Origin of the sequence: Orrella sp. JC864, from assembly GCF_037026685.1 — a bacterium.
Taxonomy (GTDB): domain Bacteria; phylum Pseudomonadota; class Gammaproteobacteria; order Burkholderiales; family Burkholderiaceae_B; genus Orrella.
The window spans coordinates 1-11,386 of record NZ_JBANET010000019.1 but is presented as its reverse complement, the minus strand read 5'-3'; the positions used below and the strand labels follow the sequence as shown (position 1 = coordinate 11,386).

Below are 11,386 nucleotides of genomic sequence, written 5' to 3'. Positions count from 1 at the left end.
ATGAGCCAGCCCCTCCGTATCCTGCATACCGAGGCCGCCACCAGTTTCGGCGGCCAGGAGCATCGCATCTTCAAGGAGATGCATGCCATGCGCGCGCGCGGCCACGTGGTCGAGGCCTTGTGCCAGCCGCAGGCCCAGCTGGTGGGCAGGCTGCGCGAGGCGGGCTTTACCGTGCATACGCTGCCCATGGGCGGGGCGCTGAACTACCTGAAGGGCGTGCCCCGCGTCGTGCGGCTGCTGCGGCAGGGCCGCTACGACGTGGTCAATACCCACAGCCGCATCGACACGCTGATCGGCGGCACGGCCGCCCGGCTGGCGGGCACCCCGTTGATCGTGCGCACCCGGCACCTGTCCAACAAGGTCGGCTCGATGCTGTCCTATACCTGGCTGCCGCACCGGGTCACCACGGTCAGCGACCATGTGCGCGGCTACCTCATCTCGCGCGGCGTACCGGCCGGCCGGGTGGCCACGGTCTACTCGCCCATCGCGCTGCCGGCCTTGCCGGAGCATTCCACCCTGCGCCAGGAACTGAACCTGCCGGCCGATGCGGTCGTGGTCGGCTGCGTGGCGGTCATGCGCGTGCCCAAGGGCCACCGCGAACTCATCGAGGCCATCGAGCCGCTGATGCGCACGCGGCCCGGCCTGCACCTGGTGCTGGTCGGCTCGGGCTCGCCCGTGTTCGAGCAGGTGCAGGCACAGGTGGCCGAGCTGGGCCTGCACGAACGCATCCACCTGCTCGGCACGCGCCGCGACGTGCCGCAGCTGCTGGTCGGCTGCGACCTGTTCGCCCTGGCGACCTGGCAAGAGGCATCGGGTACGGTGTTTGTCGAGGCCGCCTGGGCCGGTCTGCCGGTGGTGGGCTACGACGTGGGCGGGGTGGCCGAGATGATGCAGCCCGGCGTCAACGGCCTGCTCGTGCCGGCCCGCGACGTGGCCGCGTTCAGGCAGGCGCTGCGCAGCCTGATCGACGATCCCGCGCGCCGCCGCGAAATGGGCCAGCGCGGCCGCCAGTGGCTGCTGCAGGAAGGGCGCTTTACCCTGGAGCGTCTGGCCGAGCGCACCGAATCCCTTTACCGGCAGTGGCTGGACGAGCGCAGGACATGAGCGCGCCCGGCCGCCCCCAGCATCGCCGGCATGCCGTGCCGGTGCTCATGTATCACCACGTCAGCCCTTCGCCGGGCATGATCAACATCACGCCCGGCAACTTCGAGCGGCAGATCGCCTGGCTGGCTGCCGATGGCTGGACGGCCCTGTCCACCGCGCAGTTCGCCGGCCACCTGCGCGGCGAGCCCGTGCCCGACAAGTCGGTGCTGATCACCTTCGACGACGGCTACCTGAACAACTGGCTGTACGCGCATCCCATCCTGCTGCGCTACGGCATGCGGGCGGCGCTGTTCGTGGTGACCGGGTGGGTGCACGACGGCCCGGTGCGGCAGTGCGGGCAGGCGCAGGCCGACCAGGCTGGCCGGCTCACCCACCGGGAGTGCGGCCAGCGCATCCAGGCGGGCGCCTGCGACGAGGTGATCGCCCGCTGGAGCGAGCTGCAGGCCATGCGGCAGGCCGGCAGCTTCGAGATCCACAGCCACACTCACACACATACCCGCTGGGACAGGCAGTGCGCCGGGCGCCAGGAAAAGGCCGCCGCCATTGCCGCCGACCTGCAGGCCTCGCGCCAGGCGCTGGTGCGCCATCTGGGCGGGGTCTCCGAGCACCTGTGCTGGCCGCAGGGCTATTTCGACGACGACTACCGGCAGGCCGCGCAGGCCGCCGGGTTTCGTTATCTCTATACCACGCACGCCTTCGGCCGTAACCTGCCCGGCGGCGATCCCGGCCACATCTACCGTTTCGCCGTGCGCGACCGCGACGAACGCTGGCTGGCCCAGCGTCTGCGCCTGGCGCGGCATCCGCTCTGGGCGCCTCTCTACAACAGGTTCAAGGCATGGAAAAAGGGCTTGAAGCCGGGCGCCTAACGCTCTCGGTCATCGTCATCACCAAGAACGAGGCCGCGCACATCCGTGCCTGCCTGGACAGCGTGGCTTTTGCCGATGAAGTGATCGTGCTCGATTCGGGCAGCGCCGACGACACGGTGGCGCTGGCCGGCCAGTGGGGCGCGCGCGTGGTCCAGACGCCGGACTGGCCCGGTTTCGGGCCGCAGAAGAACCGCGCGCTCGAGCTGGCCCGCTGCGACTGGGTGCTGTCGCTCGATGCCGACGAGCGCGTCACGCCCGAGCTGGCCGCCGAAATCCAGGCCTTGCTGCGCCATCCCGGGCACGACGCCTATCGCGTGGCGCGCCTGTCCGAGCTGTGCGGGCGCCAGATCCGCCACAGCGGCTGGTGGCCCGATCACGTGCTGCGGCTGTTCCGGCGCGGCACCGCGCGCTTTACCGAGGCGGCCGTGCACGAGAAGGTGGTGACGCAAGGCAGCGTGGGCACCTTGCGCCATCATTTGCTGCATTTTCCCTACCCGGACCTCGAGTCGCTCATCGCCAAGGCCAACCGCTATTCCACCGACGCGGCCGCCATGATGTACGCGCGCGGCAAGCGTTGCGGGCCGCTGGGCATGCTGGGCCACGGCATCTGGACTTTCATCCGCATCTATTTCCTGCGCCGCGGCTTCCTGGACGGGCGCCAGGGGCTGGTGCTGGCGCTGTTCGCCGCTTCGGGCAGCATCTTCCGCTATGCCAAGCTGATGTTATTCGAGCAAACCCGCAAGGGCGGCACATGAAAATCCTGTACACCAACTTCCACGGCGCGGCCGGCATCGGCGGCCACACTTCCTATATCCTGCGCCTGGCCCGCGCCCTGGCCCCGCAGCACGAGATCGTCGTGGCGGCCCCGCCGGGCAGCGCCCTGGACCGGCTGGCGCGCGAGATTCCGGGCGTGCGTTTCGTGCCCCAGCGCTTTCCCAATGCGCCGGGCCGCGCCGTCGGCGCGCTGGCGCCGCTGCGGGCCCTGCTGCGCCGCGAGGCCTTCGATGTGGCGCACGTCAACGGTTCGGCCGACCATCGGCTCGTCATCCTGGCGTGCCTGGGCATGGGCGGGCGCCGGCCGGCCATCGTCTTTACCAAGCACAACGACCTGCCCATCGGCGCGCTGGGCGCGGCAGTGCGCGCACGGGCGGGCACCGATCGCGTGATCGGCGTCTGCGATTTCGTGACCCGCGCCTTGCAGCAAACCGCCTACCGCCGCTGCGGCATCGCCACCATTGCCAATGGCATCGACATCGCGCATTTCGCGCCGGAGCAGGGCGATGCGGCCCTGGCACAGGCGTGGCGCAGCCAATGGCTGGGCGCCCGGCCGCAGGGCAAGCTGCTGCTGGGCAGCAATGCGGGCACGGACGATTACAAGGGCTGGATCGACCTGGTGCGCGGGCTTGCCCAACTGCCCGCGTCCTTGCGCGAGCGGGTGCACATCGCCCTGGCCGGCAGCGAACCGGCGCAGCCGCTGCGCGAGGAGGTCGGGCGGCTCGGGCTGCAGGCCCAGGTGCACTATGCCGGCCGCCTGGACGACGTGCGTCCTTTCATTGCCGCGCTCGATGCCGGATTCGTGCTTTCCTTCCGGGTGGAAACCATTTCCTTCGCCTGCCGCGAAATGATGGCCATGGGCAAGCCCGTGCTGGTCAGCCGGCATGCCGGCCTGCCCGAGAACATCGATCCGGGCCGCGACGGCTGGATCGTGCCGGTGCGCGATGCGCAGGCCCTGGCCGCCTGGCTGCGGCAGGCCTTGCAAGGCGATTTCGACCTGGCCGCCATGGGCCGGGCCGCGCGCGCCAAGGCCGAGCGAGACTTCGGCCTGGCTCCCTTCGTCTCCCGCACCTTGAGGGTCTACCAGGATGCCTCGGCCGCCCGCCCGGCCTGACCGGCCCATTGCCCCGGGGCCGCGCTTGGTATACTCCGCCGCCTTGCCCGGCTCGGGTTCTTGCGCTTTCTGGCCGGATGCCCGCGTCTTACGCGCCCGTATGCACGTGCACGCCTTTTGTCGATGACATTTCTTCCCAATCCGTATTCCAGCTTGCTGGTTGCGCTGGTCGCCGTCTCTCCGGTGGCCTCGCTCTGGCGCAATGGCTTGTCCAGCGTGGTCTTCTACCTGCTGGTGCTGTTCGGCGTGCTGGCCTGGTGCCGGCGCGGCGGCGCGATCATGCGCGCCATCCCGGCCGGTGCGCCGGGCCTGCGTCCCCTGGCCATAGGCGGGGCGGTGTTCGTGGCGGTGACCGTGCTCCTGCTGTACGTGCAGGACGGCAGCCTGGGAGCCGAGTTCGAAAAAAGCGTGCGCTTCTCGCTGACGGCCTTGCTCACCCTGCTGTTTCTGGGCGTGCCGTCCTATCGGCTGCAAGCCGTGCAATGGGGCATGATGCTGACGGTGCTGTTCATGACCGGGCAGCTGCTGTTCCTGGCCGGCATGTTCGACGGCAGGCCGGATACCACCATGCTGTCGCGCTACAACGCGGTGGGCTACGGCAACCTGCTGTTGCTGTTTTCCGTGCTGCTCGCTTATTCCTGTGGCTGGCGGGTTACGCGGTGGGCCCGCGCCGAGCGCGGGCTCAAGATCCTGGTCGCCAGCGTGGGCTTCGTCGGTTTCCTGATGTCGGAAACGCGCACGGGATGGCTGGCCATGCCCGCCTTCGCGCTGATCGGCCTGTACCTGTTGCGGGGCCAGTCCTGGCGGGTGCCGGCCCTGCTGCTGGGCGGGTTCGTCGGTGTCACCGCGCTGGGCTTCACCGTCAACCCCGTCCTGCAGGAGCGTGCCAGCCTGGCCGTTACCGAATTGCGCGAATGCAATGGCCACGCCGATACTTCCGTCTGTATACGAGTGCAGCTGCTGCACGCCTCCTGGCTGATGTTCCGGGAAAATCCCCTGACAGGCGTAGGCGGGCGCGACGCCTTCCAGCAGCAGCTCCAGGAACTCAGCCGCAAAGGGCTGGTCACCGAACGGGTGGCCAGCGATTTCGGCGAGCCGCACAACGACCTGCTCTACTACCTGGCCACCTACGGCTTGCTGGTTTTCCTGGCGGCCCTGGGCTTTATCTACCTGCTGCCGATCTGGTATTTTGCGCGCCTGCTCGGGCGCAACAGCGGGCCGGCGCAGGTGGCGGCCGCGATGGGGTTGGCCTGGTGCGTGGGCTTTGCGGCTTTCGGGATGACCGAGATGATGTTCCGCGGCATGCGCACCGCCTCGCTCTATGCCATCTGGGTGGCGGTGCTGCTGGCGCTAGCCTTGCAGCCAGGCCGCCAGGGGCCGCCGCCAGGCGGATCCGGCCAGGCCTAGCGGGCGGGCGCCGTTTGCGCTTCCAGGCGTGCCAGCCAGGCCAGCGCCTGGGCACGATCCTGGCCGCACATCTCGGACGCCGGCGCCAGCGATCGGCAGACCTCGGGCCGTTCGGGCTTGCCGAACAGCTTGCAGCGCAAGGCCTCATCCAGCTGTATGCACGGCTGGCCGGCCGGCTTGCCCTGCGGCATGCCCGGTATGGGGCTGGAGATCGAGGGGGCGATGCAGCATGCGGCGCAGCCCATGCGGCACGACAGCCCGGCGTTCGATGGCGCAGCGTTCGATGGCGCAGCGTTCGACAGCCCGGCGCTCAATGCGCTTTCCTTCGCGCGGCCAGGCTCATACCCAGCCCCGCAGCCGGTAGACCATCAGGCCGACGTACTCCTTGATGATCGAGCGGCTGGCGTCCATGGTGCGCATGTCGGGCCACCATCTGGGCAGGGGAGGATTCTGCGGCGGGACGATCTGCGGCACGTTCGGGGCGGCCACCACCGCGATGCCCTGCTTGCGGAAGGCTGCCATGGCGCGCGGCATGTGCAGGGCCGAGGTCACCAGCAGCACCGTGCGGATATCATGGTCCTGCAAGGTCTGCAGGGTGAGCGCCGCGTTCTCGTAGGTGGTGCGGCTGCTGTTCTCCAGGATCAGTGCCGAGTCGGGCACGCCCAGCTGGCGCAAGCCATGCGCCATGCCCTGCGCTTCGCTGACCTGGCCTTCCAGCGCGCCGCCCGAGAGCACGACCTTCCCCGCCCGCCCCGCCTTGTACAGCTCGGCGGCCCGGTCGATGCGAGGGCGCGCCGTCTTGGGGTCGTAGGCCTCGAACCAGTTGGCGCGGCTGTTGGCCGTGTGCCCGCCCAGCACCACGATGGCGTCGGCCACAGGCATCTGCTGGGCCGGCAGGTACGGGTAGTTGCGCTCCAGCGCCCCGCCCAGCCACAGCGAGGTGCCGGGCAGCGACCAGGCCAGCGACCAGCCTATCGCTCCCACGAAAAGCAGCGCCGCGGCGCGCCGGCAGCGCAGCAGGCCCAGGACCACGGCGATCACCAGCACGGTGATGCTCAGGTTCAGCGGCACGACCAGGGAAGTGAGCAGGCTGGACATCGAGGGCATTGCGGTCTTCGAGGCGCTAGGACGGTCAGTGGTGCGGACGGTCAGGTGCGGTCCGCTAATGCGGACGGTCAGGTAATGCGGACGGTCAGGTAATGCGGACGGTCAGGCGGGGCCGGATGCAGGCCCGGCTTGCAGCAGTGCAGACTGTACACGTTCCAGGACTTCGGCACACGCCGGCCATGCGCCTTCGCTGCCCAGGCAGGCCGCGCTGGCCGACCAGGGGCCGGTGCGGGCCGGGCTGGTCACGCCGAACAGGGTCAATTGCGGCGCGCCCACGGCAGCGGCCAGGTGCGATACCCCCGAATCGTTGCACACCGACAACGCGGCGCGTTCGAGCAGGGCGGCGAAGGCCGCCAGGGGCAGGGCTGGCAGGCACAGGGCGGTCGGCGCATTGCGCCTGGCTTCGTCCACCTCCGCCGGGGGCGGGCACATCGCCACGGTGACGCCTTGCTGCTGCAAGCTTCGCGTCAGCGTGTCGAAATGGGGCCAGACCTTGACCCGGCCCTTGTGCAAGCCTGTGGCCGTGGGCGCGATCAGCACGAACGGCTGGTCGAGCAGCCCTGCCTCGGACAAGGCTTGCGCGGCCTGCCTGCGATGGGCGGGCAGCAGGCGCAGGCCCAGCTGCGCCGGCGGCTCGGCCGGGCCGTTGTCCAGGCGCCATTGCGCCAGCACGGCCCGCGTCAGGGCATACCAGGACTGCACCGCGTGCATCGGCACGCCAGGCTTGGGCTGCGGCCAGGCCAGCAGCGGCGAGCGGCCGTCGTCCCGGTAGCCGCCGCAGCGCAGTCCGGCCAGGCGAAACACCGCCGCGCTCGAGAGCGAATCAGGCAGCAGCAGGCCGCCCGCCCGGCGGGCCGGCACGCCGCCTTGCCGCAAGGCCTGCGCCACCGCACGCCTGTCCTGGGCGAAGCGGCCGGTCATCGGCACGAAGCCGGCCAGCGGCAGCCCCTGAAGCAGGCCCTGGGCCCACGGGCGCGCGCATACCGTCACCGGCCTGCCGGCCCGCAGCAGCAGCGCCAGGCTGGGCAGGCTCATGCACACGTCGCCTACCCAGTTGGGCAGGCGCACGAAGATATGTTCGGGAACAAAAGCGGCTCGATTCACTGGATGGGGCTGCTGGGCTGGACTGGGCTGGACTGGGCTGGACTGGGCTGGACTGGGCTGGGCTGGACTGGACTGGACTGGGCTGGACTGGGCTGGGCGGACTGGGCTGGGCGGACTGGGCTGGGCGGACTGGGCGGACTGGGCGGACTGGGCTGGACGGGGCGATTGGCTGATTGGCCCCCGGCCGGTTATTGGGTTGGCTACTGGCTGGCTACTGGCAGATTGGCCCCGCCGCGCGGCGGGCGGTGGCCGCCGCCTGCGGTTTGCGGCGCTCAATGATAAACCGTGCCGCGCCCGGCCGGCCGCGGGTCGCTGGGGCTTGACAGGCCCCAGTGGGTACAATCGCCCACACCCTTCTTGCAACAAAGCGAGCCCCTGACCGATGTCTGTAGCTTCCCCCCGTTATCCGGCCGGCTCCCACCCCGTGAAATTCGACCTCTGGCAGCGAATCTATTCCCGGGTCGGCAGCTACTGGAAGGGCCTGGTGCTGGCCATCGTGCTGATGGCGGGCGCCGCCGCCACCCAGCCCACGCTGGCCGTCATCATGAAACCCCTGCTCGACCAGGGTTTTTCGGGCGCCAAGCCGCATTACGTCTGGGCCATCCCCTTGTCGGTGGTGGGCCTGATCTTCCTGCGCGGCCTGTGCAACTTCTTCAGCGACTACCTGCTTGCCTGGGTGGCGAACAACGTCCTGCTCGGCATGCGGGCCGATATGTTCAACCGCCTGCTGGGCCTGCCCGACGCCGAGTTCAAGCGCGGCGACACCGGCCGGCTGCTCAATCGCTTCACCATCGATGCGGGCAACGTGACCGGCTATGCCACCGACGTCATCACCGTGCTCGTGCGTGAAACCCTGGTGGTCATAGCGCTGATTGCCGTCCTGCTCTACATGTCGTGGATGCTCACGCTGATCATTCTTGTCATGCTACCCATGTCGGTGCTGATCGCGCGTTCCTTCATCAAGCGCCTGCGGCGCATCAACCGCGAAACGGTCAACATGAACGCCGAGCTCACGCGGGTGGTCGGCGAAGGCATCGAAGGCCAGCGCGTCATCAAGCTGTTCGACGGCTACGAATACGAAACCCAGCGCTTTGGCTATGTCAGCGCCAGGCTGCGCCGTTTCGCCATGCGTTCGGCCACCGCCGATGCGGCCATGACGCCGCTGACGCAGTTCTGCATTTCGCTGTCCGTGGCCGCGGTCATCGCCGTGGCGCTGGGCCAGGCCAACAGCGGTACGCTGACGGTCGGCAGTTTCGCCGCCTTCATGGCGGCACTGGCGCAGATATTCGACCCCATTAAGCGGCTGACCAACATCGCCGGAAAGATGCAAAAGATGCTGGTGGCCGCCGAAAGCGTATTTACGCTCATCGACGAGAAGCCAGAGGTGGACCAGGGCACCAAGACGCTGGCCTCGCCGGTGCGCGGCCGTATCGAGTTCCGTTCGGTCAGCCACCGTTTCGAGGATGCCTCGCGCGACACCCTGGATTCGGTCTCGCTGACCGTCGAGCCCGGCCAGACCGTCGCACTGGTGGGCCGCTCGGGCAGCGGCAAGACCACGCTGGTCAACATGCTGCCGCGTTTTGTCACGCCCACCGGCGGCGAGATCCTGATTGACGGGCAGGACATCCGCGAGGTCAGCCTGCGCAGCCTGCGAGCCAATCTTTCGCTGGTGAGCCAGGACGTCGTGCTGTTCGACGACACCATCTTCGCCAACGTGGGCTATGGTTCCCTGCACCAGGCCAGCGAGCAGGAGGTGCGCGATGCGCTGGCGGCGGCCAATCTGCTCGAGTTCGTGGAATCCCTGCCGCTGGGCCTGCAGACTCCCGTGGGCGAGAACGCCGCCCGGCTCTCCGGAGGGCAGCGCCAACGCCTGGCGATCGCCCGCGCCCTCATCAAGAACGCGCCCATCCTCATCCTGGACGAGGCGACCTCCGCGCTGGACAACGAGTCCGAGCGGCAAGTGCAGGCTTCGCTGGAGCGGCTCATGCAAGGCCGCACCACGGTGGTCATCGCCCACCGGCTGTCCACCGTGCAGAAGGCCGATGTCATCGTCGTGCTGGACGGCGGCAAGGTGGTCGAGCAGGGGCGCCACGCCGAGCTGCTCGAGGCCGGCGGCCTGTACGCCACGCTCTACAACATGCAGTTTCGCGAAGAGTAGGCCGCCGGCGGGCACGGCCGCCAGCCGGCCCCGGGCAGCAGCGGCCGCTGTCGCCCGCACGGGCAGTTCACATCAGGATGATGTCGTACTTCTCCTGGGTGTAGGCCGCCTCGACTTCCAGGGATATGGGCTTGCCCACGAAGTCGCCCAGCATGGCCAGGTGCTGGCTTTCTTCCTCCAGGAACAGATCGACGACTTCCTGCGAGGCCAGGATGCGGAACTCGCGCGGATTGAACTGGCGCGCCTCGCGCAGGACCTCGCGCAGGATCTCGTAGCAGACCGTGCGCGCCGTGCGTACCGTGCCCCGCGCCTCGCAGGTGGGGCAGGGCTCGCACAACTGGTGGATAAGCGAGTCGCGCGTGCGTTTGCGGGTCATCTCGACCAGTCCCAGCTGCGTGAACCCATTGACGGTCACCCGGGTGCGGTCTTGGCTCAGCGCCTTGCGCAGTTCGCCCAGCACCGTCTCGCGATGGGTCGCGTCCTCCATGTCGATGAAGTCCAGGATGACGATCCCGCCCAGGTTGCGCAGGCGCAACTGGCGCGCGATGGCTTGTGCGGCCTCAAGGTTGGTCTTGAAGATGGTGTCGTCGAAATTGCGCCCGCCCACGAAGCCGCCGGTGTTCACGTCCACGGTGGTCAGCGCCTCGGTCTGGTCGATGATCAGGTAACCGCCCGATTTGAGATCGACGCGCCGCGACAGGGCGCGGGCGATCTCCTCGTCCACGCTGGCGGTATCGAACAGCGGGCGCTCGCCGCTGTAATGGCTGATCCGGTCCGCCACCGAGGGCGTGTACTGGCGGGCCCATTCGATCATGGAAGCGGCCGTCGTGCGCGAATCGACCCAGATCTGGCCGGTCTGCGGCCCGACCATGTCGCGCAGGACCCGCTGCGCCAGCGTCAGGTCGCGATGCAGCACGGACGGGGCCGGTTGGCTGCGGGCGCTGGCCTGCACGGCCGCCCACAGCTTGCGCAGGTACTCCAGGTCTGCCAGCAGCTCCTCGTCGCTGGCACCCTCGGCCTGGGTGCGGATGATGAACCCGCCTTTTTCGTCAGGCGGCAACAGGGCCTGCAGGCGCTCGCGCAAGCGGGTGCGTTCGGCTTCGCCGTCGATCTTCTGGGATACGCCGATGTGCGGATCGTGCGGCAGGTGCACCAGCATGCGCCCGGCCACGCTGATCTGGGTGGACAGGCGCGCGCCCTTGGTGCCCAGGGGGTCCTTGATGACCTGGACCATCAGCGTCTGTCCTTCGAACAGCAGCTTCTCTATCGGCGTGGTCGCGGCGCCCTGGGCCCGTTCGCTGCGGTTCTCGCGCAGGTCGGCGATGTGCATGAAGGCGGCGCGCTCCAGTCCGATGTCGATGAAGGCGCTTTGCATGCCGGGCAGCACCCGTACGACGCGGCCCAGGTGGATGTTGCCCACGTGCCCGCGCTGGATGCTGCGCTCGACGTGCAGTTCCTGCACGGAGCCTTGTTCGACCACGGCGACGCGGGTCTCGAAAGGAGTGACGTTGATGAGTATGTCTTCTGCCATGGGTGTTGCGTAGCGATGAAGGGGCCGCTCCCCGCGCGAGGCGGCCGGTGCGCTAATCATGACACCGATTGGCCGGCGGCTCCACGGCCTTGAGCAAGAGCGCGCGGTGGGGTGTTCTACTTATAAGGGAAGACCCGGCGGGGCCAGACCTGGCGCTCATAGGGAAATCCCGGCGGCCGACCCTGGCCGTCGCCTGCTTGCGGCCGGGTCGTTTGCAGCGT

The 11,386-nt window shown here is 68.9% G+C and carries 10 protein-coding genes; 6 read left to right on the top strand and 4 right to left on the bottom strand.

What is annotated here, in order from left to right:
- From V8Z80_RS16150 to V8Z80_RS16130, 5 genes are all read left to right on the top strand, one after another.
- The gene (locus V8Z80_RS16150; protein ID WP_155197037.1) at positions 1-1,104 is read left to right on the top strand and encodes a glycosyltransferase family 4 protein; all 1,104 of its coding nucleotides are present in this window, start codon (positions 1-3) and stop codon (positions 1,102-1,104) included.
- Complete coding sequence (locus V8Z80_RS16145) at positions 1,101-1,970, top strand: polysaccharide deacetylase family protein (RefSeq protein ID WP_155197036.1); 870 nt, start codon at positions 1,101-1,103, stop codon at positions 1,968-1,970. Before V8Z80_RS16150 ends, V8Z80_RS16145 begins: the two co-directional genes overlap by 4 nt.
- Positions 1,940-2,725: a glycosyltransferase family 2 protein gene (locus tag V8Z80_RS16140; protein WP_155197035.1), complete on the top strand. Its 786-nt coding sequence runs from the start codon at positions 1,940-1,942 to the stop codon at positions 2,723-2,725. The genes V8Z80_RS16145 and V8Z80_RS16140 overlap by 31 nt, the downstream gene beginning before the upstream one ends.
- Positions 2,722-3,858: a glycosyltransferase gene (locus tag V8Z80_RS16135; RefSeq protein WP_336062722.1), complete on the top strand. Its 1,137-nt coding sequence runs from the start codon at positions 2,722-2,724 to the stop codon at positions 3,856-3,858. Before V8Z80_RS16140 ends, V8Z80_RS16135 begins: the two co-directional genes overlap by 4 nt.
- Positions 3,859-3,981: 123 nt before the next feature.
- On the top strand, positions 3,982-5,265 hold the full coding sequence (locus V8Z80_RS16130) for an O-antigen ligase family protein (RefSeq protein ID WP_155197033.1): 1,284 nt from the start codon (positions 3,982-3,984) through the stop codon (positions 5,263-5,265).
- On the opposite strand, the gene V8Z80_RS16125 is transcribed toward V8Z80_RS16130, so the two are convergent.
- The 3 genes from V8Z80_RS16125 to V8Z80_RS16115 all read right to left on the bottom strand — a co-directional run bounded on the left by V8Z80_RS16125 (position 5,262) and on the right by V8Z80_RS16115 (position 7,407).
- Positions 5,262-5,510, bottom strand: a complete 249-nt coding sequence (locus tag V8Z80_RS16125) for a YkgJ family cysteine cluster protein (RefSeq protein WP_155197040.1) — start codon at positions 5,508-5,510, stop codon at positions 5,262-5,264. The two genes, V8Z80_RS16130 and V8Z80_RS16125, sit on opposite strands and share 4 nt — an antisense overlap.
- A 94-nt stretch (positions 5,511-5,604) precedes the next feature.
- Complete coding sequence (locus V8Z80_RS16120) at positions 5,605-6,372, bottom strand: YdcF family protein (protein WP_155197032.1); 768 nt, start codon at positions 6,370-6,372, stop codon at positions 5,605-5,607.
- A gap of 102 nt (positions 6,373-6,474) precedes the next feature.
- The gene (locus V8Z80_RS16115; RefSeq protein WP_336062765.1) at positions 6,475-7,407 is read right to left on the bottom strand and encodes a glycosyltransferase family 9 protein; all 933 of its coding nucleotides are present in this window, start codon (positions 7,405-7,407) and stop codon (positions 6,475-6,477) included.
- A gap of 451 nt (positions 7,408-7,858) precedes the next feature.
- Between V8Z80_RS16115 and msbA the strand changes: the two genes are divergently transcribed.
- Positions 7,859-9,634 carry a lipid A export permease/ATP-binding protein MsbA gene (gene msbA / locus V8Z80_RS16110; RefSeq protein WP_155197029.1) on the top strand — a complete coding sequence of 592 codons (1,776 nt, stop codon included), beginning with the start codon at positions 7,859-7,861 and terminating at the stop codon, positions 9,632-9,634.
- Between the two features lie 67 nt (positions 9,635-9,701).
- Here msbA and rng read toward each other — a convergent pair whose 3' ends face one another.
- A complete protein-coding gene (gene rng / locus V8Z80_RS16105) occupies positions 9,702-11,165 on the bottom strand; it encodes a ribonuclease G (protein WP_155197028.1) in 1,464 nt (487 codons plus the stop codon).
- Positions 11,166-11,386 lie beyond the last annotated feature (221 nt).